Source organism: Celeribacter sp. SCSIO 80838 (assembly GCF_056498065.1).
The window spans coordinates 1,230,976-1,256,829 of record NZ_JAZKMA010000001.1; the positions used below are offsets into that span (position 1 = coordinate 1,230,976).

The 25,854-nt window shown below is 59.5% G+C and carries 31 protein-coding genes; 25 read left to right on the forward strand and 6 right to left on the reverse strand.

Annotation, left to right across the window (positions count from 1 at the left end):
• The first annotated feature begins 89 nt into the window (after positions 1 to 89).
• From rpsE to V1475_RS06120, 7 genes are all read left to right on the forward strand, one after another.
• Positions 90 to 650, forward strand: coding sequence for a 30S ribosomal protein S5 (gene rpsE, locus V1475_RS06090; RefSeq protein WP_066707083.1), 561 nt, complete (start codon positions 90 to 92; stop codon positions 648 to 650).
• A gap of 12 nt (positions 651 to 662) precedes the next feature.
• Entirely contained in the window at positions 663 to 851 is a 189-nt protein-coding gene (gene rpmD / locus V1475_RS06095; protein ID WP_096806461.1) for a 50S ribosomal protein L30, read from the forward strand.
• 164 nt (positions 852 to 1,015) lie between these two features.
• The gene (locus V1475_RS06100) at positions 1,016 to 1,396 is read left to right on the forward strand and encodes a COG4315 family predicted lipoprotein (RefSeq protein WP_434289266.1); all 381 of its coding nucleotides are present in this window, start codon (positions 1,016 to 1,018) and stop codon (positions 1,394 to 1,396) included.
• 58 nt (positions 1,397 to 1,454) lie between these two features.
• A complete protein-coding gene (locus V1475_RS06105; RefSeq protein ID WP_479412013.1) occupies positions 1,455 to 1,964 on the forward strand; it encodes an RNA polymerase sigma factor in 510 nt (169 codons plus the stop codon).
• On the forward strand, positions 1,961 to 2,701 hold the full coding sequence (locus V1475_RS06110) for an anti-sigma factor family protein (protein WP_479412014.1): 741 nt from the start codon (positions 1,961 to 1,963) through the stop codon (positions 2,699 to 2,701). Before V1475_RS06105 ends, V1475_RS06110 begins: the two co-directional genes overlap by 4 nt.
• Before the next feature lie 153 nt (positions 2,702 to 2,854).
• Entirely contained in the window at positions 2,855 to 2,992 is a 138-nt protein-coding gene (locus V1475_RS06115; RefSeq protein ID WP_479412015.1) for a hypothetical protein, read from the forward strand.
• A 188-nt stretch (positions 2,993 to 3,180) separates the two neighbouring features.
• Complete coding sequence (locus tag V1475_RS06120) at positions 3,181 to 3,393, forward strand: DUF1127 domain-containing protein (protein WP_479412016.1); 213 nt, start codon at positions 3,181 to 3,183, stop codon at positions 3,391 to 3,393.
• Positions 3,394 to 3,825: 432 nt separating this feature from the next.
• Here V1475_RS06120 and V1475_RS06125 read toward each other — a convergent pair whose 3' ends face one another.
• Positions 3,826 to 4,386 carry an ion channel gene (locus tag V1475_RS06125; protein WP_096806465.1) on the reverse strand — a complete coding sequence of 187 codons (561 nt, stop codon included), beginning with the start codon at positions 4,384 to 4,386 and terminating at the stop codon, positions 3,826 to 3,828.
• 126 nt (positions 4,387 to 4,512) lie between these two features.
• On the opposite strand from V1475_RS06125, the gene rplO reads away from it, so the two are divergent.
• From rplO to V1475_RS06215, 18 genes are all read left to right on the forward strand, one after another.
• Positions 4,513 to 4,989 carry a 50S ribosomal protein L15 gene (gene rplO / locus V1475_RS06130; RefSeq protein ID WP_434289258.1) on the forward strand — a complete coding sequence of 159 codons (477 nt, stop codon included), beginning with the start codon at positions 4,513 to 4,515 and terminating at the stop codon, positions 4,987 to 4,989.
• A gap of 104 nt (positions 4,990 to 5,093) precedes the next feature.
• The gene (secY, locus tag V1475_RS06135) at positions 5,094 to 6,452 is read left to right on the forward strand and encodes a preprotein translocase subunit SecY (RefSeq protein ID WP_434289256.1); all 1,359 of its coding nucleotides are present in this window, start codon (positions 5,094 to 5,096) and stop codon (positions 6,450 to 6,452) included.
• A complete protein-coding gene (locus V1475_RS06140) occupies positions 6,449 to 7,024 on the forward strand; it encodes an adenylate kinase (RefSeq protein WP_434289255.1) in 576 nt (191 codons plus the stop codon). Before secY ends, V1475_RS06140 begins: the two co-directional genes overlap by 4 nt.
• A 220-nt stretch (positions 7,025 to 7,244) precedes the next feature.
• Positions 7,245 to 7,613 carry a 30S ribosomal protein S13 gene (rpsM, locus tag V1475_RS06145; RefSeq protein WP_167601451.1) on the forward strand — a complete coding sequence of 123 codons (369 nt, stop codon included), beginning with the start codon at positions 7,245 to 7,247 and terminating at the stop codon, positions 7,611 to 7,613.
• Between the two features lie 15 nt (positions 7,614 to 7,628).
• Complete coding sequence (gene rpsK / locus V1475_RS06150; RefSeq protein WP_434289253.1) at positions 7,629 to 8,021, forward strand: 30S ribosomal protein S11; 393 nt, start codon at positions 7,629 to 7,631, stop codon at positions 8,019 to 8,021.
• A 123-nt stretch (positions 8,022 to 8,144) separates the two neighbouring features.
• On the forward strand, positions 8,145 to 9,161 hold the full coding sequence (locus V1475_RS06155; protein WP_434289251.1) for a DNA-directed RNA polymerase subunit alpha: 1,017 nt from the start codon (positions 8,145 to 8,147) through the stop codon (positions 9,159 to 9,161).
• 175 nt (positions 9,162 to 9,336) lie between these two features.
• Complete coding sequence (gene rplQ, locus V1475_RS06160; protein WP_479412017.1) at positions 9,337 to 9,765, forward strand: 50S ribosomal protein L17; 429 nt, start codon at positions 9,337 to 9,339, stop codon at positions 9,763 to 9,765.
• 214 nt (positions 9,766 to 9,979) lie between these two features.
• Positions 9,980 to 10,591: an autoinducer binding domain-containing protein gene (locus V1475_RS06165; RefSeq protein ID WP_479412018.1), complete on the forward strand. Its 612-nt coding sequence runs from the start codon at positions 9,980 to 9,982 to the stop codon at positions 10,589 to 10,591.
• Between the two features lie 54 nt (positions 10,592 to 10,645).
• Positions 10,646 to 11,233, forward strand: a complete 588-nt coding sequence (locus tag V1475_RS06170; RefSeq protein WP_434289247.1) for an acyl-homoserine-lactone synthase — start codon at positions 10,646 to 10,648, stop codon at positions 11,231 to 11,233.
• Positions 11,234 to 11,321: 88 nt separating this feature from the next.
• The gene (locus tag V1475_RS06175) at positions 11,322 to 12,635 is read left to right on the forward strand and encodes a replication-associated recombination protein A (protein ID WP_479412019.1); all 1,314 of its coding nucleotides are present in this window, start codon (positions 11,322 to 11,324) and stop codon (positions 12,633 to 12,635) included.
• 48 nt (positions 12,636 to 12,683) lie between these two features.
• On the forward strand, positions 12,684 to 13,058 hold the full coding sequence (gene crcB, locus V1475_RS06180; RefSeq protein WP_479412020.1) for a fluoride efflux transporter CrcB: 375 nt from the start codon (positions 12,684 to 12,686) through the stop codon (positions 13,056 to 13,058).
• Positions 13,055 to 14,104, forward strand: a complete 1,050-nt coding sequence (locus tag V1475_RS06185) for an RluA family pseudouridine synthase (RefSeq protein WP_479412021.1) — start codon at positions 13,055 to 13,057, stop codon at positions 14,102 to 14,104. Before crcB ends, V1475_RS06185 begins: the two co-directional genes overlap by 4 nt.
• Positions 14,101 to 14,769, forward strand: coding sequence for an HAD-IA family hydrolase (locus V1475_RS06190; RefSeq protein WP_479412022.1), 669 nt, complete (start codon positions 14,101 to 14,103; stop codon positions 14,767 to 14,769). Before V1475_RS06185 ends, V1475_RS06190 begins: the two co-directional genes overlap by 4 nt.
• 2 nt (positions 14,770 to 14,771) lie before the next feature.
• On the forward strand, positions 14,772 to 15,479 hold the full coding sequence (locus V1475_RS06195; protein WP_479412023.1) for an ATP12 family chaperone protein: 708 nt from the start codon (positions 14,772 to 14,774) through the stop codon (positions 15,477 to 15,479).
• A 228-nt stretch (positions 15,480 to 15,707) separates the two neighbouring features.
• Positions 15,708 to 16,733, forward strand: a complete 1,026-nt coding sequence (locus V1475_RS06200) for an amino acid ABC transporter substrate-binding protein (RefSeq protein WP_434289240.1) — start codon at positions 15,708 to 15,710, stop codon at positions 16,731 to 16,733.
• A gap of 139 nt (positions 16,734 to 16,872) precedes the next feature.
• Positions 16,873 to 18,093, forward strand: a complete 1,221-nt coding sequence (locus tag V1475_RS06205) for an amino acid ABC transporter permease (protein ID WP_479412024.1) — start codon at positions 16,873 to 16,875, stop codon at positions 18,091 to 18,093.
• A 1-nt stretch (position 18,094) separates the two neighbouring features.
• Entirely contained in the window at positions 18,095 to 19,408 is a 1,314-nt protein-coding gene (locus tag V1475_RS06210; RefSeq protein ID WP_479412025.1) for an amino acid ABC transporter permease, read from the forward strand.
• 15 nt (positions 19,409 to 19,423) lie between these two features.
• Complete coding sequence (locus V1475_RS06215; RefSeq protein WP_434289235.1) at positions 19,424 to 20,212, forward strand: amino acid ABC transporter ATP-binding protein; 789 nt, start codon at positions 19,424 to 19,426, stop codon at positions 20,210 to 20,212.
• Between the two features lie 45 nt (positions 20,213 to 20,257).
• Here V1475_RS06215 and V1475_RS06220 read toward each other — a convergent pair whose 3' ends face one another.
• From V1475_RS06220 to V1475_RS06240, 5 genes are all read right to left on the reverse strand, one after another.
• Entirely contained in the window at positions 20,258 to 20,764 is a 507-nt protein-coding gene (locus V1475_RS06220) for a SixA phosphatase family protein (protein WP_479412026.1), read from the reverse strand.
• Positions 20,761 to 21,651 (reverse strand): acetylglutamate kinase, encoded by an 891-nt coding sequence (gene argB, locus V1475_RS06225; protein ID WP_479412027.1) that lies wholly within the window; start codon positions 21,649 to 21,651, stop codon positions 20,761 to 20,763. Before argB ends, V1475_RS06220 begins: the two co-directional genes overlap by 4 nt.
• Before the next feature lie 63 nt (positions 21,652 to 21,714).
• Entirely contained in the window at positions 21,715 to 22,362 is a 648-nt protein-coding gene (yihA, locus tag V1475_RS06230) for a ribosome biogenesis GTP-binding protein YihA/YsxC (RefSeq protein WP_434289230.1), read from the reverse strand.
• 14 nt (positions 22,363 to 22,376) lie between these two features.
• Positions 22,377 to 24,191, reverse strand: a complete 1,815-nt coding sequence (yidC, locus tag V1475_RS06235) for a membrane protein insertase YidC (RefSeq protein WP_479412028.1) — start codon at positions 24,189 to 24,191, stop codon at positions 22,377 to 22,379.
• A 104-nt stretch (positions 24,192 to 24,295) separates the two neighbouring features.
• Complete coding sequence (locus tag V1475_RS06240) at positions 24,296 to 25,831, reverse strand: putative bifunctional diguanylate cyclase/phosphodiesterase (protein WP_479412029.1); 1,536 nt, start codon at positions 25,829 to 25,831, stop codon at positions 24,296 to 24,298.
• Positions 25,832 to 25,854: the final 23 nt, after the last annotated feature.

Consider the following 25,854-nt stretch of genomic DNA (forward strand, 5'->3'; position numbering starts at 1 on the left):
GATCCGGGTCGGGCGCCTTTCGGGCGCCCTTCACTAAGGATCGAGTTCAACGGCGTTTTTCGAAGCGCCACCTCCAAAAGGAAAGTTCTATGGCAGAACGTGAAAACCGCCGGGATCGTCGCGAGCGCGAGGAAGCCCCGGAATTCGCAGATCGTCTTGTCGCGATCAACCGTGTGTCCAAAACCGTCAAAGGTGGTAAGCGCTTCGGCTTCGCCGCTCTCGTGGTTGTAGGCGACCAAAAAGGCCGCGTCGGCTTCGGCAAAGGCAAAGCGAAAGAGGTCCCCGAGGCCATCCGCAAAGCCACCGAGCAAGCCAAGCGCCAAATGATCCGCGTGCCGCTCAAAGAAGGCCGCACCCTGCACCACGACATCGAAGGTCGTCACGGTGCCGGTCGCGTCGTGATGCGCACCGCCCCGCAAGGTACCGGGATCATCGCCGGTGGTCCGATGCGCGCCGTGTTCGAAATGCTCGGCATTCAGGACGTGGTTGCCAAATCCATCGGCTCCCAGAACCCGTACAACATGATCCGCGCCACGCTGGACGGCCTCAAACTCGAAGCCTCCCCGCGCTCCGTGGCTCAGCGTCGCGGCAAGAAAGTCGCCGACATCCTGAAAAAGGATGAACCGGCTGCTGAAGCTGCTGAAGCGTAAGGAGACTGACTCATGGCTAAAACCATCGTTGTGAAACAGATCGGCTCCCCGATCCGTCGCCCCGCGAAACAGCGTCAGACCCTGATCGGTCTCGGCCTGAACAAGATGCACAAAACCCGCGAGCTGGAGGACACCCCCTCCGTGCGTGGCATGGTCAACTCCATCCCGCACCTCGTCGAAATCGTCGAAGAGCGTGGGTAAGCGCTGATCGGGGCGCAAGCCCCGACCGCAAGATTTCAAACGCCCTGCCTTCCCGGTGGGGCGTTTTTCTTTTGAAAATTCATATCGGTCGGGAATAAACCCGCCCTGCGCACTGTATCTCTCATGTCTGCACCAGCGCAGGCGATGTTTTTTGGAGATCAGACATGCTCAAGACCCTTCCCCTTGCGGCGGCCCTTGCCGCTTTCGCCACCACCGCCTTCGCCGCCGACGCCCCCGTCGTGACCGGCAAGCTGGGCGAGGCCACCTATCTGATGGACGCAGGTACCCACATGACGCTCTACACTTTCGACAAGGACGAAAAGGGCGTGTCGAACTGCTATGACATGTGCGCCGCCAACTGGCCGCCGGTCGTGGGCGATGCCGACATGGAGCTGCCCTCCGGCTATTCCCTGATCACCCGCAAGGAAGGTTATGAGCAGGTGGCCTACAAGGGCATGCCGCTCTATGGTTGGGTCAAGGACGAAAAACCCGGCGACATGACCGGTGAGGGCGTGAACGGCGTCTGGCACGTCGCCCGCCCGTAACAGCGCATATCAGGCCGGGGAGGGGCGACCCTCCCCATTGATCCTTCCGGGAGGCGTCATGCCGCGGTTCAGACAGGAATTGAAAGAGGCCCTGCCGTCGCTCTGGCGTTACGCCTATGTCTTGACGCGAGACCGCAGCCGGGCCGACGATCTCGTTCAGGACTGTGCCGAGCGCGCCCTGCGCAAGCGGCATCTCTGGCAGGCGGATCGTCCGATCCGACCGTGGCTTGCGAAAATGGCGCTGAACATTCACCGCAACGGGTTGCGGACATCTGCTGCGCGCCACATCCATGTTGCCTATGACGAGGCCGATCTCTCGCCCCATGCGCTGCCCTCGGCGGAGCAGGGGCTTGAGGCCATGGAGATACTGCGTCGGGTGGACGCTTTGCCCCCCGAACAGCGCGAAGTGCTTTTGCTCGTGGTCATCGATGGCTTGAGCTATGCCGAGGCGGCGGGCGTTCTCGACATCCCGATCGGCACGGTGATGTCGCGGATCTCGCGCGCCCGTGCGAGTTTGAAACAGGAGCCGACACCGGGACCGCCCGTGCGGCTGAGGAGTGTGACATGACGGATGCGCAGGATTTCGACATTCATCGCTATCTCGATGGGGAAATGACCCGTGACGAATCCCTCGCGTTCGAGCGCCGGATGGAGCATGACGAGGCGCTTGCCACACAGGTTGCGGAGATGGTGCAAGATATGGACAGGTTGCGCGCCGCGGTTCCGACCCCGTCCGAGGCGCATCTGGACAACCTCCTGTCCCGCGCCGAACCTGCCGCCCGCCCGATCTGGGGGCAACTGGCCGCGGCGGTCGTGCTCTTGGCCGTGGGCTTTGGTGGCGGGCTTCTGACGCGTGGGCCGGGAGCTGCGCCGGACATGGCCAGCGATGTGCTCGCCCAGGCTTCCGCCGCCCACGCGCTTTATTCCGTCGAGGTGGTGCATCCGGTCGAAGTGCCCGCCTCCGAACGCGATCACCTCAAGGGCTGGCTCAGCAATCGTCTGGGGGCCGAGGTGCGCATTCCCGATCTGACCGGCGCGGGGCTGTCTCTCGTTGGCGGGCGGCTTTTGCCCTTCGAACAGGGGGCCGCCGCGCAATTCATGTATGAGGATGCGGAGGGCACCCGCGTGACCCTCTATCTGACGCCCGCGCAGAGCCGTGGCACCTCGGCGCTGCGTTACGGCCAGAAAGATACGCTGTCTGCCGCCTATTGGCAGGACGGTTTCTGGCATTACGCCCTCGTCGGCCCGATGGCGCGCGACGGTCTCGCCAGAATCGCTCAGTCGGTACAAGGCGCGCTGTTCTGAGTTTTAACAGTTCAGAAACAAGTTGAGCGAAAAGCCTCGGTCCCGCCGCATTGCTTTCGGCGGGCGTTAACACTTCCGGGCGACACTTTCCCTGTACCAACCCGCCACGCCCACAGGGGCAGGCGATCTCGTGACAGTGAAAGGAACCGACCGATGACCGCATTTACCAAAGCCCTGCAAGACTGGATGATCAATTTCATGGCCAGCATCCCGGCCTTTGACCTCTCCGTGTTCGACATGCCGGAACCCGGAGAGCGCTGGGTTAAGTCGCATTACAGGCGTCACGGCTGATCGGCGAATACGTTTTGAGCTTATATGTACAAAATTTAACCAGTTTTAAAACTGCTTGCATTGTGTGCATAGCGGCCTCTCGAAAACTGGGGGATGTCATTCGTCCGGACTCCCCCTACATCGGCGGCACATCGAAAGAGACCCCATTTCCGGGGCATTCCGGCCCCGTTCAATAAAGGACAAGAAAAATGGCTCACTACACTGACACCACCCGCGTTTCCGGTTTCGGCTTTTCTCTGCGCAACATGATTGCCCGCCTGCGCGAGGCCCATGCCCGCCAGCGCGCCTATGCCGACACCTACAACCAACTCAACGCCCTCTCCGACCATGAATTGCACGACATCGGTCTGGGGCGCTCCGACATCATGGACATCGCCCGGCAAACCGCCGCGCGTATCTGACACGCACACGATCATCGCAAAAGACTCTCCGAGAGGATCCGACATGCAACGCGCCGCCTCCCTCCTGAAACCGAACCGCCTGATGGCCGCCCTGCGCGACCGCTGGCATGCCGGTCCGATCCCGTGCTGGAAAGACTACCTGCGCGCCACCGCCGAGTGAGGCACCGGGCAGGCCGCTGTCGAGACATCGCTGGACAAGACAGACACCCCGCAGGAGACTGTGGGGTGTTTTGGTTGGGTGATTTAAATTGAAAATTAATGTATTATGACTATATTATAGGTGAGTTAATTTAGGCAGTGTTTGTAAAGTCGTATGGGAGAGTTGTCATGAGTGTGAAGACATACCGGTATATGCACTATGTAGGTACGATGCTGGCCATCGGTGCCGCCCTCGTTGTGCTGATTTCCGTTACTATTTCTGCGCTCTGAGATTTATTTCGGTTGTGCTGCAAAAAACGCGGTTCCGACAATCATGCCCAAATGAAGATTGCCAAGAATCGACTGAAGCGCGGCAAACATTCGGGCGTCCGTCGCTGGTCTGAAGTCGCCAAAGCCTAATGTTGAGAACGTTACGGTCGAGAAATAAATGTAATCTCTGACTGAAGGCGCGATATTTTGGTCCGGCCCTATAATTTCATATATTCTATAGATGAGCGAGAAACTCATTATCGATAGGCTTATTGATATAAGTGTATCAACAGCAAGGCGAGCTGGGTTGGGCCAAAAATTCTGAGATGTCAAAAACGGAATGGCAGCAATTACCAGTAAGAAATATGCGAACGACCAGATAAGCGCTACAAACGCGACAAAACGCTGACCTGAAATGTCAAGACGGGGAATGGCTGCTTCGGCTATAAGAGCCAATACGATAACAAGTGATAGCAGGCTCCAAACTTTCCGGCCATTGCTTCCAAATGTACTGGTGCGTTTCGGGAATAAGAATTTCAAGATATAAAGCCCTAATTGGATAGTGTCGGAGAATGTAATAGCCATTCTTGCATTCTTAAACAGCTCAGTCTATACGCCCCCGGTGGACAACCCTGTCCATCAGAATCAACACATGTAAGCCGTGTTTGCCCGCTCCGTCGCTGGAGGGCACATCCGGCAAGGAGAAGCGACATGAAACTGCACGAACTGCGCGACAATCCCGGCGCAACCAAAGCCCGCACCCGCGTTGGCCGTGGCCCCGGCTCCGGCAAAGGTAAAATGGGTGGCCGTGGTATCAAAGGTCAGAAATCCCGTTCCGGCGTGGCCATCAATGGCTACGAAGGCGGCCAGATGCCGCTCTACCAGCGTCTTCCGAAACGCGGCTTCACCAAGCCGAACGCGAAGAAATACGCTGCCGTGAACCTCGGCCTGATCGAGAAATTCATCGAAGCCGGCAAGCTCGACGCCGCCAACGTGACCGAAGAGACCCTCGTGACCTCCGGTCTCGTGCGTCGCAAGCTCGACGGCATCCGCGTTCTGGCCAAAGGCGATGTGAAATCCAAACTCACCATCACCGTGACCGGCGCGTCGAAATCCGCTATCGAGGCTGTTGAAAAAGCCGGCGGTTCGCTGACCGTTGCCGTGAAGGCCGACGCGGCAGCCGAATAAGGCTTGTGGCAAGGGCCTTCGCCCCTTACATCAAGACCTGAGTTTTCCAAGCGCCGCCCCCCGGAAAGCCGGACGGGCGGCGCTGACGTGAATAGAGAGACCATATGGCATCCGCAGCAGAACAAATGGCGGCGAACCTCGACTGGGGCACCCTCGGGAAGGCCAAGGAGCTTCGCCAGCGTATCTTTTTCACCATCGGTCTGTTGATCGTCTACCGTCTCGGGACCTTCATCCCGGTGCCGGGCATCGACGGCAACGCGCTCAAAGACTTCATGGATCAGGCGGCCTCGGGCCTCGGCGGTATTCTGTCGATGTTCACCGGCGGCGCGCTCGGCCGGATGGGGATTTTTGCCCTCGGCATCATGCCCTACATCTCCGCCTCCATCATCGTCCAGCTTCTGACCTCGATGGTTCCCTCGCTCGAGAACCTCAAGAAAGAGGGCGAAGCGGGGCGCAAGAAGATCAACCAATACACCCGGTTCGGCACGGTCGCTCTGGCGCTGTTCCAGGCTTACGGTCTCGCCGCCTCGCTTGAGGCCGGGAACCTCGCCCACGATCCGGGTTGGTATTTCCGCGCGGGCGTCGTGATCACCCTCGTCGGCGGCACCATGTTCCTGATGTGGCTCGGTGAGCAGATCACCAATCGCGGCATTGGCAACGGCATCTCGCTGATCATCTTCGTCGGCATCGTCGCCGAGATCCCCAGCGCTCTGGCGCAGTTCTTCGCCTCCGGCCGCTCCGGTGCGATCTCTCCCTTCGTGACGCTGATCGTGATCGCCATGGTCGTGGCCGTGATCGCCTTCGTGGTCTTCATGGAACGCGCGCTGCGCAAGGTGCATATCCAGTACCCGCGTCGCCAGCAGGGCATGAAAATCTATGACGCGCAGTCGTCGCACCTGCCGATCAAGGTGAACCCGGCGGGCGTGATCCCGGCGATCTTCGCCTCCTCGCTGCTGCTCTTGCCGACCACCATCGCGACCTTCTCGGGGCAAAGCGATGTCGGTCCGGTGATGTCCACGATCCTCGCCTATTTCGGGCCGGGTCAGCCGCTTTACCTTCTGTTCTTCACGGTGATGATCGTCTTCTTCGCCTATTTCTACACCGCCAACGTCGCCTTCAAATCGGAAGACGTGGCCAAGAACCTGAAGAACCAGAACGGGTTCATTCCCGGCATCCGTCCGGGGAAGAAGACCGAGGAACACCTCGATTACATCGTGGCCCGTCTCCTCGTGATCGGCTCCGCCTATTTGGCCGCAGTTTGTCTGTTGCCGGAAATTCTGCGCAGCCAGTTCGCCATTCCCTTTTACTTTGGCGGCACTTCTGTGTTGATTGTGGTATCGGTGACGATGGACACGATTCAGCAAATCCAGTCCCACCTGCTGGCACACCAGTATGAGGGGCTGATCGAGAAATCTCAGCTGCGTGGGAGGAAGCGCAGCAAAAGAGGGACAACAAGACGATGAATATTATTCTGCTTGGACCGCCGGGTGCGGGCAAGGGAACTCAGGCACAACGTCTCGTGGAGGAGCGGGGCATGGTGCAGCTTTCGACCGGGGACATGCTGCGCGAAGCACGCACCTCCGGCACCGAAATGGGCAAAAAGGTCGCGGCGATCATGGATGCCGGTCAGCTTGTGACCGACGAAATCGTGATCGGCCTGATCGAAGAGAAAATCCAGCACGGCTCCGCCGGCGGGTTCATCTTCGACGGTTTCCCGCGCACTCTGGGTCAGGCGGACGCGCTCAACGAGCTGCTGTCCCGCAACGGCGCCCAGCTCGAGGCGGTGATCCTGCTCGAAGTCGATGACGAGACGCTGGTCAAGCGCATCGTCAATCGCGCCGTCGAAGCCGCCGCCGCTGGCAAGCCGGTGCGCGCCGACGACAACGAAGAGAGCGTCAAGATCCGGCTGATGGAATATTACAAAAAGACCTCTCCGCTCATTGGCTACTACTACGCCAAGGGCGATCTGAAGACCGTTGACGGTCTTCAGAGCATGGACCAGGTCACTGCGGATATTGCAAAGGCGCTGGCCTGAAGACTTCAATCGCCGGAAGGCCTTGACCCTCCGGCGATTCGCCTCTATGGCAACCCATCCCCTCTGGGGTAAAAGATTCGCAAACGGGTCGTTTCAACGCATGTTCGCCCGGACGCAATCATCACCTGAATTCAGCTGTCGCTCGCGAGGGACCCCCCGCGAGCTTCCGTTGTGAAAAAAGGTTCCGGGGTTACGGAACCGCAACGAAAGGAAAGTCAACGTGGCACGTATCGCCGGCGTCAACATCCCGACCGCCAAGCGCGTTCCGATCGCGCTCACCTATATCACGGGCATTGGTAACACCTCTGCCGTCGCCATCTGCGAAGCCGTCGGCATCGACCTCACCCGTCGTGTCAACGAGCTGTCCGACGCCGAAGTCCTCGCCATCCGCGAGCACATCGACGCGAACTACACCGTCGAAGGCGATCTTCGTCGTGAAACCCAGATGAACATCAAGCGTCTCATGGACCTCGGCTGCTACCGCGGCCTGCGTCACCGCCGGAACCTCCCGGTTCGCGGTCAGCGCACCCACACCAACGCTCGCACCCGCAAAGGCCCGGCAAAGGCCATCGCTGGTAAGAAGAAATAAGGGGAGATCTGAAACATGGCACGCGATACTCGTCGTACTGCGAAGAAAAAAGTTTCCAAGAACATCGCCGCTGGCGTTGCTCACGTGAACTCCACCTTCAACAACACCAAAATCCTGATCTCCGACGTGCAAGGCAACGCGATCTCCTGGTCGTCCGCTGGCACCATGGGCTTCAAAGGCTCCCGGAAATCCACGCCCTACGCTGCTCAGATGGCAGCCGAAGACGCGGGTAAAAAAGCTCAGGATCACGGCGTGAAAACCCTCGAAGTCGAAGTTCAGGGCCCCGGCTCTGGCCGTGAGTCCGCTCTGCGCGCTCTGGCGGCTGTCGGCTTCAACATCACGTCCATCCGCGACGTCACCCCGATTGCACACAACGGTTGCCGCCCGCCGAAACGTCGTCGGGTGTAATCGAAGTTACGATTTTTGGATCGCGGGCCATGTTTGCCCGCGGTCCGTTTTTGCGTTTTGAGACCCCTCGGGCGTTCTTTCGCTTTAGGACATGGGCGTTAGAACAAGAATGGAGGCACCAGCATGATCCACAAGAATTGGGCCGAGCTCATTAAACCGCAACAGCTTGAAGTGAAACCGGGCAACGAACCGGCACGTCAGGCGACCATCGTTGCCGAACCGCTCGAGCGCGGCTTCGGTCTGACACTGGGCAACGCGCTGCGTCGCGTGCTGATGTCGTCGCTGCAAGGCGCGGCCATCACCTCCGTTCAGATCGACAACGTCCTGCACGAGTTCTCCTCGGTCGCGGGCGTGCGTGAAGACGTCACCGACGTCATCCTGAACCTCAAAGGCGTGTCGCTGCGCATGGAAGTCGAAGGGCCGAAGCGTCTCTCGATCTCCGCCAAAGGTCCGATGGTCGTGACCGCCGGTGACATTTCCGAATCGGCTGGCATCGAGGTCCTGAACAAGGATCACGTGATCTGCCACCTCGACGATGGCGCCGATCTGTTCATGGAGCTGACGGTCAACACCGGCAAAGGCTATGTCTCTGCCGACAAGAACAAACCGGAAGATGCGCCGATCGGCCTGATCCCGGTCGATGCGATCTATTCGCCGGTCAAGAAAGTGTCCTACGACGTGCAGCCGACCCGTGAAGGTCAGGTGCTCGACTATGACAAGCTGACGATGAAAATCGAAACCGACGGCTCCGTGACCCCGGAAGACGCCGTGGCCTATGCTGCGCGCATCCTTCAGGATCAACTGGGCATCTTCGTGAACTTCGACGAGCCGGAATCGGCTGGTCGTCAGGAAGAAGACGATGGTCTCGAGTTCAACCCGCTTCTCCTGAAGAAAGTGGACGAGCTGGAACTGTCTGTCCGGTCTGCGAACTGCCTGAAAAACGACAACATCGTTTACATCGGCGATCTGATCCAGAAAACCGAAGCCGAGATGCTCCGCACCCCGAACTTCGGCCGCAAGTCGCTCAACGAGATCAAAGAGGTTCTGTCCGGCATGGGCCTGCACCTCGGCATGGATGTCGAAGAGTGGCCGCCTGAGAACATCGAAGAGCTGGCGAAGAAATTCGAAGACCAGTTCTGAGTGAAATTTTGAGGGTCGGTAAAAGGTCCGACGTTTGTCCGACAAAAGTCCGACGCTTTGCCGACCCTCAAATCCGGGCATTTTGCCCACCGAAGACCCGGGCATTCCGCCCCAAGGAGAACCGGTGACACGCATCGCCGGTCAGACAAAGCAAAACACGCTAAGGAGATAGAAAATGCGTCACGCTAAAGGTTACCGCCGCCTCAACCGGACCCACGAACACCGCAAAGCGATGTTCTCCAACATGGCTGGCTCGCTCATTGAGCACGAACAAATCAAAACCACGCTGCCGAAAGCCAAAGAGCTCAAGCGCATCATGGACAAGCTGATCACCCTCGGCAAACGTGGCGATCTGCACGCCCGTCGTCAGGCGGCCGCTCAGCTGAAACAAGACAAAGACGTCGCGAAACTCTTCGAAGTTCTGGGCCCGCGCTACGCTGGGCGCGCCGGTGGTTACACCCGCGTTCTGAAAGCTGGCTTCCGCTACGGCGACATGGCTCCGATGGCGATCATCGAACTCGTGGACCGCGATCCGGCGGCCAAAGGTGCCGCTGACAAAGCCCGCCTCGAAGCCGAAGAAGCTGCGATGGCCGACGAAGACTGATTTCAGTTTTCTCAACACTTTCAAAAAGCTCCGCTTCGGCGGGGCTTTTTCTTTGACGGGCAGGGCCTCGAAAATGTGCAGTCTTGCGGAGGCTTCCGGTCTATTCACTATGTGATGTCATTTTGACTTTCAAAATCTGACTCTTTGGTTTACTCATCCTAAGGGTGATCTCCTTATGGTTGTCACTCCTTTCGTAACAAAAATGTTTTTCCCCATGCGTGACACGACAGAACTCAATAGACTGTTTGCCCAGCTTCGCGCTGCATCTCCCGTAGGCTATTCCGCCGGGTTGCACATCCGTTTCGCCTCGCCTCTGGTCGCCGAAGCGAACTACGATCCGAAATGGCTCGAGCATTATGCGGCGAACGCCTATGCGTTAAGGGACCCGATGATCGCCTGGGGGTTGAGTTGCGAAGGGGCTACAAGGTGGAGCGAAATAGAACTCCCCGATCCATTCCAAATTTGGAGGCAGGCCGCCGAATTCGGCCTGAACTACGGTGTTGCCGTGTCCTGTGGGCCGGTTCAGTCACGAAGCATTGTGGGTTGCGCCCGGGCCGATCGCGAGTTCACGGATCAGGAGATCTCGAAAATCGTGACCATCGTGCGCACTCTGCATGAAATCTCTGAGCCGGAAACAGATCTGACACAGGCCCAAATTCAGGCCCTCCGGTGCATCGCGGGCGGTGATCGTCACGCAGCAGCCGCGGCCAAGCTCGGGATCTCGGAGAGCGCTCTCAAAGCGCGCCTCGTTTCTGCCCGGGAACGTCTCATGGCCCGGACGACCTCGGAAGCCATTCAAAAAGCCAAGGAGATCAAGCTGTTGTGACGGTGCTCGCTCCCGCGTTGCGTTGAAGAAATCAACCAACACCGGAGACGTATCATGCAAACCACCACGCTTTCTTTTGCCAATCTGCACAACCACGGCGATCTTTTCGCTAACATGCTTCGCGCGAGACACGAAACGTTTATCCAGCACGCGAAATGGGATCTGCCCCAAGCGGATGGCATGGAATACGATCAATACGACACGCCCGCGTCCCGTTGGATCGCGGTTCACGAGTTTGGCGACGTGTTGGCCGGTATCCGCTTGACGCCCACGACCACGCGATGTGGCATTTATTCCTACATGATCCGCGATGCCCAACGCGGACTTCTCGACAGCATCCCGTCGGATCTGCTGTTCGACGAGGCCCCGGTTGCGGAGCATGTCTGGGAGTCGAGCCGCATTTTCGTCTCGCCGCGCGTGCCTGCAAAATCCCGTCTCAAAGTCCAGATGAGTTTGATCGGGGAAATGACCAATTCCGCGCGTGAGCTTGGCGCCACCTCGGTCATCTGTCTGATCCCGGAGAACGGCAATCGTTGGGGGCGTCGTGTCGGGCTCGACATTGACGTGATCGGTCCGGTGATGGACATCGGCGGTGCGCGCAACGCCTGCATGCGCATCAATCTGATCAACAAACTGCACTGATCCTATGCGTCTGAGAAAGGGGCCAAAACGCTGCATTTTGGCCCCGATCCCTCTTTCCCGCGCCGCGCAAGCGGCGTAACCTCCGGCCATGGCCGATCTGTTCTCTTCCGATGATACGCCCCCGAAGCACAGCGCCGCGCCGCGGCCGCTGGCCGACCGGTTGCGCCCGAAGCATTTGTCGGAAGTCATCGGCCAGCAACAGGTGCTCGGTCCCGAGGCGCCTCTGGGCGTGATGCTGGCCGCCGGGGCGCTCTCGTCGATCATTTTCTGGGGGCCGCCGGGGGTGGGGAAGACCACCATCGCGCGGCTTCTGGCGGATGAGACGGATTTACATTTCGTCCAGATTTCCGCGATTTTCTCCGGGGTGCCGGAGCTGCGCAAAGTGTTCGAGGCGGCCAAACTCAGACGCGCGAACGGGCAGGGGACGCTTCTGTTCGTCGACGAGATTCACCGGTTCAACAAGGCGCAGCAGGACAGTTTCCTGCCGCATATGGAGGATGGCACAATCCTCCTTGTGGGCGCGACCACGGAGAACCCGTCTTTCGAGTTGAACGCCGCTGTTCTGTCCCGGGCGCAGGTCATGGTGCTGACCCGCCTGACACATGAGGACCTTGCACAGCTGACCGAACGGGCGGAGCGGGAGTTGGACAAGACCCTGCCGCTCACCGACATGGCCCGCTTCGCGCTCTATGAGATGGCCGATGGCGACGGGCGTACGCTTTTGAACCTGATCGAACAAATCGCCGCGTGGAAGGTCGAGACCCCGCTCGATCCGGAGCAGCTCGGCAAACGGCTCATGCGACGCGCGTCGAAATACGACAAAAGCGGCGACGAGCATTACAATCTCATTTCTGCGCTGCATAAATCCGTGCGCGGTTCCGACCCGGATGCCGCGCTTTACTGGCTGTCGCGAATGCTGGAGGGCGGCGAAGACCCACGATACCTCGCGCGACGCATGCTTCGCATGGCGATCGAAGACATCCAGCTAGCCGATCCACAGGCGCACACGGTCGCGCTGCATGCCTGGGAAACCTATGAACGGCTTGGGTCTCCGGAAGGCGAGTTGGCGCTGGCGCAATGTGTCGTCTACCTCGCCCTCGCGCCGAAATCGAACGCGGTCTACACCGCCTTCAAAGCGGCGCGGGCCGCAGCGCGCAAGACCGGCTCGGAACCGCCGCCCAAACACATCCTGAACGCGCCGACGAAGCTTATGTCGGAACAGGGCTATGGCGAGGGCTATGCCTATGATCACGATGTGGAGGATGGGTTTTCCGGGCAGAATTACTTCCCCGACACGCTCCCGCGCACACAGTTTTACAAACCGGTCGAACGCGGGTTCGAACGCGATCTGGCCAAGCGGGTGGCCTATTTCGACAAGCTGCGCAAACAACGGGGCGGTTGACATTCGGAGCCTTCCCCCACAGGAACACGGGCAACTGAAGAGGATGACATGGCACCATTGATCCAGGTCGCATTGGGCGGCGCAGTCGGCGCATCGGCACGCTATCTGTCCGGTCTCGCGATGACCCATCTCGTGGGCAAGAGCTTTCCGTGGAACACGATGTTCGTGAATTTCCTCGGCTCTTTTCTCATGGGTGTCGTCGTCGTGGCGCTTGCGCATGAAAACGGCAACCGCTTTGCCCCGCTGTTGATGACCGGGATGCTGGGCGGGTTTACCACCTATTCGGCCTTCTCGCTCGATACGCTGACCATTTTCGAGCGCGGCGAGACCGGGCTTGCCCTCGCTTATGTGGCGGGGACGCTGGTTTTGGCGCTTGGCGGGATCGCCCTTGGCCTCTTCGCCGCAAGGAGTTTCTACGCATGAGCGCAGTTCAGACAATTACGATTGGCGACGATCAACCGGAGCAGCGGCTCGACCGTTGGTTCCGCAAAATGTTCCCGCAGGTGACGCAGGGCAACATCGAAAAAATGTGCCGCAAAGGCGAGATCCGTGTCGATGGCGCGCGGGTGAAATCGAATACGCGGGTGGGGCCGGGGATGGCGATCCGCGTGCCGCCGCTGCCCGATGAAAATGCGCCGAAGCCGCAACGTGATACGGATAAGGTCTCGAAAGCCGATGCGCAGATGATGCGCGATGCGGTGATCTATCAGGACGAATATCTGATCGTGATCAACAAACCGGCGGGCCTGCCGACGCAGGGCGGATCGAAACAGACCCGCCATGTCGATGGGCTGTCCGTGGCGCTTCAGGGCGATTTTCCCGAAAAGCCGCGGCTTGTTCACCGGCTCGACAAGGACACCTCCGGCGTTCTGGCCTTGGCGCGCACGCCAGCGATTGCCTCGAAGCTCACCGAGGCCTTCCGCCACAAGAACACGCGCAAGATTTACTGGGCGCTCGTCGCGGGTGTGCCGACGCCCTATCTTGGCGAAATCAAATACGGGTTGGTCAAAGCCCCCGGTCGCGGCAAGTCGGGCGAGGGCGAAAAGATGATCGCGGTTCATCCCCGCGATGTCGATGCGACGCCGGGCGCGAAACGGGCGCAGACGCTATACGCCACGCTCTACCGCGTCGGATCGCGGGCATCTTGGGTGGCGATGGAGCCGATCACCGGCCGCACGCACCAGCTCCGCGCGCATATGGCGGAGATCGGGCATCCGATCATCGGCGATGGCAAGTATGGCGGCTCCGGTCAGGAAAACCTCGGCGATGGCTGGGGCGCGCAGCTTGGTGGGATCATCTCGAAGAAACTGCATCTCCATGCGCGGATGTTGCGGTTCGAGCACCCGGTGACGAAAAAGATCATCTCCGTGACGGCGCCGCTGCCGGATCATATGAAACACAGCTGGGACACGTTCGGCTGGACCGAAGACCTTGCCGCAGAAGACCCGTTCGAGGATCTGCGGGGATGAAGCTCGTCATTTTCGACGTGGACGGCACGCTGGTCGACAGTCAGGCGCATATCGTCCTGTCCATGACGGCGGCGTTTGAGGCGGTGGGCCTGCCGGTGCCGGATCGGGATGCGATCCTGTCCATCGTGGGATTGTCCCTGCCGCTGGCGGTGCGTGAGCTGGCCCGCAATGCCGATGACGCTACGCTGGGCCACATGGTTGACGCCTACAAAGACGCGTTCCACACCCATCGTCTGGCACAGGGCGCGGCGGCCTCGCCGCTTTATCCCGGCGCCGAAGAGGCGGTGCGCCGACTGGCGGCGCGTGACGATCTGTATCTGGCGATTGCGACGGGCAAGAGCCGACGCGGTTTGACGGCCTTGCTCGAAAGTTGGGATTTCGCGGATCTCTTCGTGACGACGCAAAGCGCCGACGATCACCCGTCGAAACCGCATCCGTCCATGGTGATGAGCTGTCTCGTGGACACGGGGGTAGATGCCTCCGAGGCGGTGGTCATTGGCGATACAACCTACGATATGGAAATGGCCCGCGCGGCGCGGTGCAAGGGCATTGGCGTCAGCTGGGGCTATCATGGGCGCGAGGCATTGATCGGGGCAGGGGCCGCGACCGTGCTGGACAACTTCGGGCAACTCGACGCCGCGCTTGAGACGATTTGGAAGGACTGAACATGGCGGAATGGGCGGCGAAGCGGTTTTGGAAAGACACCACCGTGGCGGAAACGGAGGGCGGGTTCACCGTGCATCTCGACGGGCGTCCGGTTCGGACGCCCGCGAAGGCCCCGCTCGTTCTGCCGACCAGGGCCTTGGCCGAGCTGATCGCCGCCGAATGGGACGCGCAGGAAAGCACGATTGATCCCAACACAATGCCTGCAACCCGTGGTGCCAATGCCGCGATCGACAAAGTGGCGGTGCAGCATGCCGAGGTCGCCGATATGCTGTCGGATTACGGCGACAGCGATCTTCTGTGCTACCGGGCCGAGCATCCGCGCGAGTTGGTGGAGCGTCAGGCGGAGGGCTGGGACCCGCTGCTGGATTGGGCGTCGGAGGTTCTTGGGGTACGTTTGGAGCCACGCGCGGGGGTGATGCATGCCCCGCAGGCGACGGACGCGCTTGAGGCATTGCGTCGCAGAACCCATGCGCTCAACGCCTTTGAACTCGCGGCCTTCCATGATTTGGTGGCGCTTTCCGGCTCGTTGCTTCTCGGCTTTGCGGTGATCGAGGGGCGGCTGGCGCCGGAAGAGGCCTGGAGGCTATCGCGGATAGATGAAGCGTTCCAGACCGAACAATGGGGCGAAGATGAAGAGGCGACAGAGGCGGCTGAGATCAAGCGTCAGAGCTTTCTTCAGGCGGCGCTGTTTTACCGCGTGGTCAATTAAGCGGCGCTGGGTGGCCAGCAAAGCCCAATCGTCGCGCATATCTGCCATGAATTTGATCAAATACGCAGAGGTCATGCATAATTGTGATCGTGGCCTTGACGTCTTGGAATGAATTCTCCCAAACTAAGCCCATTGAAAGAGCATTTGCTCATTTCGATATCGCCCCCGGTCCACAGGGAGGACCGGTAGAAGCGCCTGTCAAAGGCGCAGTATCAGGAAGAGGTAAATATGAAAAAATCCGTATTTCTTGGCGCGCTGACGCTGGCAGGTCTGGCTGCCGGCACCGCGATGGCCCAGGATTCCTCCACGCTCGCCGCCGTGAAAGAGCGCGGCGTGCTGAAATGTGGCGTGAACCCGGGCACCCCGGGTTTTGCTGCGCCGGATGCAAGCGGCAAATTCGTCGGTTTCGACGTGGACGTGTGCCGCGCTGTCGCCGCCGCGATCTTTGGTGATTCCGAAGCGGTCGAATACACCCCGCTGACGTCGGCCGTGCGTTTCACCGCGCTGGCCTCCGGCGAAGTCGACATGCTGGCCCGCAACACCACCTGGACCTTCTCGCGTGACGTCGACCTGAAAAACACCTTCATCGGTGTGAACTACTACGACGGTCAGGGCTTCATGGTCCCGAAAGATCTCGGCGTGTCCTCCGCGAAAGAGCTGGGCGGCGCAACCGTGTGTATCGAAACCGGCACCACGACCGAGCTCAACCTCGCCGACTACTTCCGTGTGAACAACATGGAATACGAACCGGTTCCGGTGGAAAGCTTCACCGAAGCTCAGACCCAGTTCCTTGCCGGCGCTTGCGACGTGTACACCACCGACGCTTCCGCTCTGGCCGCCTCCCGCGCGTCCTTCGAGAACCCGGAAGGCTATGTCGTTTTGCCGGAAATCATCTCCAAAGAGCCGCTCGGTCCGCTCGTGCGTCATGGCGATGACAACTGGGGCGACATCGTGCGCTGGTCGCTCAACGCGATGATCGCTGCCGAAGAATACGGCGTGACCTCCGCCAACGCCACCGAGCTGGCGAAAGGCACCGAAAACCCGGAGATCAACCGTCTTCTGGGTGTCGAAGGTGAGCTGGGCGCGATGCTCGGTCTCGACAATGCCTGGGCTCTGAACATCATCACCCAAGTTGGTAACTATGGAGAAAGCTTCGAGAAAAACATCGGTGAGAACACCCCGGTGGGTCTGGCTCGTGGCCTGAACGCTCAGTGGACCGAAGGCGGCCTGATCTACTCGCCGCCCTTCCGCTAAGACCATCTAAAGGGAAGGGCGCGGAGAAATCTGCGCCCTTTGCCTTTCAGCTCTGCTCATTTCCAAGAAGACCATTTCTACGAACGGGAACCAAACCCGGGCGCGGGGAGAGCTTATCTAAATCAGGGGACCGTCTGTCATGACGACACTATCAGATCCGCCGAAGGACCAAGGGTTCCGGCTCAGCCAGCTGATCTATGACACGCGCTATCGTTCGATCACCATTCAGGTGGTTGCGATGCTCGCGTTCATGTTGATCGCGGCCTTTCTCATTCGCAACACGATCATCAACCTCTCGGCTTTGGACAAGAACATCGACTTTGGCTTCCTGTTCAACCGCGCGGCCTATGACATCAACCAACAAATCATTCCTTACACCTCTGACGATCCGCATTGGCGAGCGACCTTGGTGGGGTTGCTCAACACGCTTCTGATCGCCGTTCTGGGCTGTATCCTTGCGACGAGCATCGGGGTCATCGCGGGGGTTCTGCGCCTCTCCAAAAACTGGCTGACGGCGCGGATCATGACCTTTTATGTCGAGAGCTTCCGCAACATTCCGGTGCTATTGTGGATTCTCGCCTTCATGGCGGTGCTCTCCGAAGCACTCCCGGCACCGCGGGCCTTCCGGGGCGATGATCCGGCGGCTTCCATGTGGCTTTGGGACAGTGTGGCGGTGACCAATCGCGGGACCTACATCCCGGCGCCCGTTTGGGGCGATGGATCGGTTTTTGTGATCATCACCTTCCTTTTGTCGCTTCTGGGCATCTGGGCTTTCGGCAAATATTCCCGACGTCGCTTTGAGACGACCGGGCAGATCCTGCCGAATTTCTGGATCAAGCTGGCGATCTTTTTCGTGCCCTCGATCCTCGTCTATTTTGTGATGGACCGCCCGATCACCCTGTCGTATCCGGAGCTTAAAGGCTTCAACTTTGGGGGTGGCCTGCACATGCGCAACTCGATGCTGGCGCTGTGGCTGGCGCTGAGTTTCTACACCGGTTCCTTCATTGCTGAGATCGTTCGTTCGGGGATTCTCGCGATCTCGAAAGGCCAGACTGAAGCCGCTTTTGCCTTGGGGCTGCGCCCTTCCTGGACGATGAATCTCGTGATCCTGCCGCAGGCGCTTCGCGTCATCATCCCGCCGCTGATCTCGCAATACCTGAACCTGACGAAGAACTCCTCGCTCGCGCTGGCCGTGGGCTATATGGACCTTCGCTCGACGCTGGGTGGCACCACGCTCAACACCACGGGGCGAGAGCTGGAATGCATGCTGTTGATGATGCTGATCTATCTGATCGTCAGCCTGATCATTTCCTCGGGCATGAACATCTACAACAAATCCGTGAAGCTGAAGGAGCGTTGAGATGAGCCAAACGACAAAATCCCTCGCTTATGTGCGCAAGGAGATGCTGGATCAGCAACCCGCGCCGCGCTCTCAGGTCGGGTTCACCCGCTGGACCCGTGACAACCTGTTCTCCGGTTGGTTCAACACGATCCTGACGCTGGTGTCCCTGTTCGTGATTTATAAGGTGCTCGCCGCCACCCTGCCGTGGATTTTCGGCGGCGTATGGAACGCGGACTCGCTGGCCCAATGCCGCGACATCATGAATGAGGTGCATGGCAACACTCATTATGCCTGTTGGGCGGTGATTCACGAACGCTGGAACCAGTTGCTCTACGGGTTCTATCCGGAAACGGAATACTGGCGCGCCAATCTCGCATTCGTCCTGATGCTGGCCTCGCTCGCGCCCGTACTGTTCGACAAGGTGCCGCGCAAGATGCTGTACCTCACGATGGCGTTTCCCTTCCTGCTCGTCTGGCTGGTCTGGGGCGGCACGATCTGGGGCGTTTTGTCCGTGGCTGTCGGTTTTGCGCTTGCGGGCGTCGCGTTCAAACTCGTCGACCGTTTCGGTTCCATGGCGCTCTCTGCCATTGCCGCGGTTGTCGTGGCGCTTGTCTGGTGGCTGTTTATCGGTCCCTCCGTGGTCGAAGGACTGAATTCCGTTGCTCCGTTGGGCCATCTGAAAGAGGTGCAAAGCCGCGACTTGGGCGGCTTCATGATCTGTGTGATCATCGGCATTTCCGGCATCGCGCTCTCTTTGCCCATCGGCATCGTCCTAGCCCTTGGTCGTCAGTCGGATCTGTTCATCGTGAAAACCATCTGTGTGGGGTTCATCGAGTTCATCCGCGGTGTGCCGCTGATCACCCTGCTTTTCACCGCATCGCTGTTGCTCAACTACTTCCTGCCGCCGGGCACGACGTTTGACCTCACCTTGCGGGTGATCATCATGGTAACGCTGTTCTCGTCGGCTTACATGGCCGAGGTGATCCGTGGCGGTCTCGCGGCCCTGCCGAAAGGCCAGTATGAGGCGGCCGACGCTTTGGGTCTCGATTACTGGAAAGCACAGCGTCTGATCATCATGCCGCAGGCGTTGAAAATCTCCATCCCGGGCATCGTGAACACCTTCATCGGTCTGTTCAAAGACACCACCCTTGTGATGTTCATCGGCATCTACGACATGCTGGGCCTTTCCAACGCCATTCGCGCCAACGCAGCGTGGAACGGTATCTATTGGGAGCTGTTCATCTTCATCGGCGGGGTCTTCTGGATCTGCTGTTTTGCTATGTCCCGTTATTCTCAGTGGCTGGAGCGCAAGCTCCGCACCGATCATCGTTAAGAAAGGAGACCACTCATGTCTCAAGCTGTCGAACGCGCCATTGACCGTTCCAACATGACCGTCTCCGACGAGGTGGCCATCCAGATCACGAACATGAACAAATGGTACGGCGAATTCCACGTTCTCCGTGACATCAACCTGACCGTGAACCGGGGCGAGCGGATCGTCATCGCGGGGCCGTCCGGCTCCGGGAAATCCACCATGATCCGTTGCATCAACCGCCTCGAAGAGCACCAGCAGGGCAAGATTATCGTCGACGGGACCGAGCTGACTTCGGATCTCAAGAACATCGACAAGATCCGCTCGGAAGTCGGCATGTGCTTTCAGCACTTCAACCTCTTCCCGCATCTGACGATCCTTGAAAACTGCACCCTCGCGCCGATGTGGGTCCGCAAGACGCCGAAGCGCGAAGCGGAAGAAATCGCGATGCATTTCCTTGAGAAGGTGAAAATCCCGGATCAGGCTCACAAATACCCCGGCATGCTGTCGGGCGGTCAGCAACAGCGTGTGGCGATTGCCCGCTCGCTTTGCATGAAGCCGCGGATCATGCTCTTCGACGAACCGACCTCTGCACTCGACCCGGAGATGATCAAGGAGGTGCTCGACACCATGATCGAACTCGCGGAAGAAGGCATGACCATGCTTTGTGTGACCCACGAGATGGGCTTTGCCCGTCAGGTGGCAAACCGCGTGATTTTCATGGACCAAGGCCAGATCGTGGAACAGAACGAACCGGAAGAGTTCTTCAACAATCCGAAATCGGAGCGGACAAAACTGTTCCTGTCGCAAATTCTCGGTCACTGAGGTTTTGGACATCGCAAAAGAAAGGCGCCTCTCGGGGCGCCTTTTTCATATGTCGATCTCACGGGGGATTGCGAAGTCCAGAACCAGGTTGGCACCATATCGCGCCTCGGACCAGTTCGCTGCACCAAGCTCGAACACGGTCGTGGCACAGGTCGGATACCGCAGGAAATCACCGTGGGCGGGCGGGTTTTGGGCGAAGCGCGCGGCGAATTCACCGATTCCGGGATTGTGTGCGATGAGAAGGACCGTTTGGCCGGTCGCTTTCTTCAATTCCTGCAAGATGCGCAGCTCGGAGGCGAGATACAGCCCGTCGATCACGCGCAGCTCGGGCTGCATGCCAAGCCCTTGTGCGACCCGTTCAAAAGTCTGTTGCGTGCGGGTGGCGACCGAGACCAGTGCCTGATCCGGGAAATACTCCTGCGCCTTGAGCCACGCGCCCATCGTCTTGGCATTGCTCTGACCGCGGGCATTGAGTGAGCGATCAATGTCATCGAGCCGGGGATCGTCCCAGCTCGATTTCGCGTGACGCATCAGGATCAGGCGGCGTGTCATGCCTCGTGCGGCTTGATCCGGGGTTCGGTGTCGCGAATGAGCGAGCCAGCCCCGTGTTCGGTGTAAAGCTCAAGCAAGCATGCGTTTGGCGCACGCCCGTCGAGAATGACCACGGCGCGCACGCCGTCTTTCAAGGCATCGAGCGCGGTTTCGGTTTTCGGGATCATGCCACCGGCGATGATGCCCTCCTCCGTGAGCTGCTTGATCTGGGCGGAGTTGAGCGAGGTCAGAACCTCACCATCGGCCCCCTTCACACCCGACACATCGGTCAAAAGCAGCAGTCGGTCCGCCTTGAGCGCACCCGCGATGGCGCCCGCTGCGGTGTCACCATTGACGTTGAAGGTCTCGCCATTCCGGCCCGCGCCCACCGGGGCGATCACCGGGATCAGGTTCTCATCGCCCAGCTCTTTGACGATAGACGGGTCCATCTCCACCGGCGTGCCGACAAAACCCAGATCGGGATGGGTCTGTTCGCAGACCATCAGATTGGCGTCCTTGCCGGAAATGCCGACGGCGCGCCCTCCCTGACCGTTGATTGCCTGCACGATGCGTTTGTTCACGAGACCGGACAGCACCATCTCGACCACTTCAACGGTGGCCTTGTCGGTGACGCGTTTGCCGTTCACGAATTCGGACTGGATATTGAGATCGGCCAGAAGCTTGTTGATCATCGGGCCGCCGCCATGGACGACAACGGGTTTCACGCCGACCTGCTGCATCAACACGACATCACGGGCAAAGCTTTCCATCGCCTCGTCCGAGCCCATGGCATGACCGCCCAGCTTGATCACAACGGTCGCGCCCTCATATCGCTGCAAATAGGGCAGCGCTTGGGAAAGGGTGCGGGCGGTGGCGATCCAGTCTCTGTTCATGTCTTGCTTCTTCATGTTCGGGAATCCAGATGAGGGTTTGCCCCTCAATACAGGCTTCCCGATCCGAGGCCAAGCGGATCAGACGAGGGTCGCAATCACCGCGCGCAGGACATCGACGCCCCAGCCCTTTTCCGAGGAGGTCACGATCAGCTCGGGGTAGGCGGCCGGGTGTTTGGAAATCTTCGCGCGGACCTGCTCGATCACCTGTTGGCGCTCAACCTCTTTGACCTTGTCGGCCTTGGTCAGCACAGCCTGAAAAGTCACGGCGGATTTGTCGAGGAGCGTCATGATCTCCTCGTCCACCTCTTTCACGCCGTGGCGGCTGTCAATCAAGACAAAGGCCCGGCGCAAAGTGGCGCGGCCCGACAGGTAGGCCTTGAGCAGGCGCTGCCATTTCTCGACCGTTTTGACCGGTGCCTTGGCAAAGCCATAGCCGGGAAGATCGACGAGGTAATGGCTGTCGGCACAGGTGAAAAAGTTGATTTCCTGCGTCCGGCCCGGCGTGTTCGAGGCGCGTGCAAGCGCCTTGCGCCCGGTCAGCGCGTTGATCAGGCTCGATTTGCCGACGTTGGAACGGCCTGCAAAGCAGACTTCGAGCCGGTCATCGGGCGGCATGCCGTCCATCGCGACAACGCCTTTGAGAAATTCTGTCTCGCCTGCAAACAGCAAGCGGCCCTTTTCGAGGGCCGCCGCATCTGGTTCAGCGATGGGAAACTGTAGATCCATCGTTATTCACGCCCTCAGGCGCCCTTTTTCTTGAGCCTCAGCGAGCGCAGCACATTGCCGAACACATCGGGACGGTGGCCGTGGCTCCACATGATGAGATACTGTTGAATGAAGGTGATCGTGTTGTTGCAAATCCAGTAGAGCACCAGACCCGAGGCGAAATTGCCGAGCATGAACATGAACACCCAAGGCATCCAGGCCATGATCATCGCCTGCGACGCATCGGTCGGCGCCGGGTTCAGTTTCTGTTGCAGCCACATCGAGATCCCCAGCAGGATCGGCAACACGCCGAGCGACAGGAAGGCCAGGGCGGAACCGGGTTCCGGTGACGCGAAGGGCAGCAGACCGAAGAGGTTCAGGATCGAGGTCGGGTCCGGCGCGGAGAGGTCGTGAATCCAGCCGATCCACGGCGCGTGGTAGAGTTCGATGGTGACAAAAATCACCTTGTAGAGCGAGAAGAACACCGGGATCTGCAAGAGGATCGGCAAACAGCCGGAGGCCGGGTTCACCTTGTTCTTCTTGTAAAGCTCCATCATGCCGCGCTGGAGTTTTTCCTTGTCCTCACCGGCCTGTTCCTTGAGCTTTTCCATCTCCGGCTGAAGCTCTTTCATCCGGGCCATGGAAACGTAGGACTTATAGGCCAGCGGGAACATGATGCCCTTGATGATCAGGGTCAGGATGAGGATCGACCAGCCCATGTTGCCGATCAGGCCATGCAGCGCGTGCAGGATGCGGAAGATCGGCTTGGTGAAATACCAGAACCAGCCCCAGTCAATCGAATCGACGAAACGGTAGAAACCGTTGTCATCCTGATAATGCTTGATCGTTTCCCATTCCTTCGCACCGGCGAAGAGGAAAGAGGTGGTTTCGACGCTGTCACCGGGGGCAACATCAACCGTCGGCATTCGGGTTTCGACTTGATAGATGTTGCCGTTTTCGACGTATTTCACCACCGAGGTAAAGCTCTGGCCGGGTTGCGGTACGAGAGAGGTCATCCAGTACTTGTCGGTGAAACCGGTCCAGCCATTGGCCTCGACGGGTACGACCGAAACCCGGCCGCCTTCACGAGGGTCATAGTCGAAATCGACGATGTCCTTGTATTTCTCTTCGTCCAGTTCCTTGTCGGAGAGACGTACGAGACCTTCGTGGAGGACGGGGGAACGCACGGTGCGCTCCGGCGTGCCGTGGCGGGCCACGACGCCATAGGCGAAGAGCCGCGCGGCGGCATCGCCCGCGTTTTCCACGGATTGGGTGATGGTGAAGAGGTAATTGTCATCGATCGAGATTTCACGATGGAAAACAAGGCCTTTGCCATTGTCCCAGATCAGGGAGACGGGGGTGTCCGGGGTGAGTTCGGAGCCGCTTTCCACGGACCAGAGCGTGTTGGCTCCGGGGACGTCGTCAACGGTCAAGGCGCCACCGGGAGCCCAGCCATAGGTGGCGTAATAGGGCGTTGCGGCACCGACGGGTTCGAGGAGGGTCACGATCTCTTCGCCGTCGATCTCCGTTTTGTAATCCTTGAGAGACAGGTCGTCGATGCGCCCGCCGACGAGGGAGAGCGAACCGATGACGCGCGGTGTTTCGATGGAAATGCGCGGTGCTTCGGCAGAGGTGGAAGCCGTCGCAGGAACGGAGGTGGTCCCTGCAGTGCCCGTGGTCGCCGGTGGCGCGATGGCAGTCGTTTGCCCGGCGTCTGTACTGGCAACCTCCGTCACCGTCGCATTCGGATCCGTTACGGTCTCCGGCGCGGGGAACAGGATCGTCCACCCAAGTAATACGATGCCGCTCAGCACCACGGCAAGAATCAGGTTCTTGTTTTGATCGTCCATCTAGGCCGCCCGATTTTGGAATTCAGTCCCGGGAGGTTCAACCTCCCAGAAGCCCTGAGGTCAAGCGGTTTCGGTTATTTCCTGAGGAAAATGCCGGAAAGTGATCAACTCGCGCGTCGACCGATCTGCGGGGTCTGCGCCAGTTTACGATTGTGGGTTTCCATCCATTCGAGCGTCTGCTCGAAGGTCATCGGACGCGAGATCGAAAACCCCTGCACATGATGACACCCAAGCTGGGAGAGCATGGCGTGCTCTCCAACGGTTTCCACGCCTTCGGCCAGAGTTTCGAGGTCGAGTCGCTCCGCCATGGTGAGAATGGCGGCCAGCATGCTTTGCTGATCCCGATCCAGATCGCAGCGAGACACGTAAGAGCGATCAATCTTGATGCGTTTCACGGCGAAGCGGCGGATGTTGGCGATGGAGGCGTGTCCTGTGCCATAATCGTCGAGATCGATGCCGCAGCCCATTTCCTTGAGCGCCCAGATGTTGCGGGTGATCGTGTCGTTGTCGGATGAGGAAATGACGCTTTCGAGGATTTCCACACTCAAACGTGCGGGTACAAGTTCGAAGCGATCAAGCTCCCAGCGGATTTTGTCGACGATTTTCGGGTTGGCAAGGTCGGTCGGCGAAAAATTGACGGCAACGGACGGAATATGGAAGCCAGCGCGATCCCAGGTTTTGATTGCTTTCAACGCGTGATAGAGCATCACTTCGCTCAGGCGTTCCAAAAGGCCAAGCTCTTCGATATCCGGCATGAACTGACCGGGGGCAAGAACGCCCTGTTCGGGATGCGCCCAGCGCGCGAGCGCCTCCATACCTGAAACCGCGCCGGTATCTGTGGAGATCTGGGGCTGAAACCAGGGCAGGATTTGCCCGTTCTCGAGCGCTTCACCGACATCGGTGTTGAGACTGCCGCGCTCAAGGGTGCGCGGGGCGATCGCCGGGGAAAAGGCGCGGATCGAGCCGGGACCATTGTGATGTGCGTCGCTCAAGGCGATCTCCGCAGCGTCGAGAAAGGCTTGGCCGGAGGCCGCCGGAGCGCGATTTGGTATACAGAACCCGATGGATGCGGTCGCGAAAATCTTGCTGGCATGGATCGAGAAAGGCTCGGACAGGGCGGCTTGCAGACGAGAGGCCAATTGAATGAGAGATTCCAGATCGGCGCGGCGGACCGGCGCAAGCGCAATGGCGAAACGCGCGCCTTCGAGGCGCGCGATGGTGTCGTGATCGCGCAACGAATCCTGAAGGCGACGGGCAGTGCTGATCAGAATGTCATCGCTTGCGGCAGTGCCGAACCCCGAACTCAGCGCGAGAAAATCGTCGATCTCCACCACGAGACAGGCCGTGGTGCGGCCTGTCGTGTCGCGGGCATCCAGTATCTGGTCCAGCGTGTCGGTAATGGTCCGGCGCAGCGGCAGGCCAGTGAGGCCGTCGCGCGCAACGGGGCCTTGGTAATGTACACCCGTGGTCATGTTCAGAAGGGCTGCAAGTGCCGGTAACACGAGCGCGCAGGCGATGAGAAGGCTTTCTCCGACGAACCAATAGGCACCGAGGCACAGCGCAGGGAGGAAAGCGAGTGTCTGTGGCCCCGTCAGGGCATCGCGCAGGCGGTGAAGCTTGGCAGCGATGTCGTTCGGCATGGTTCTTGTCCCGGTCTGTTGGT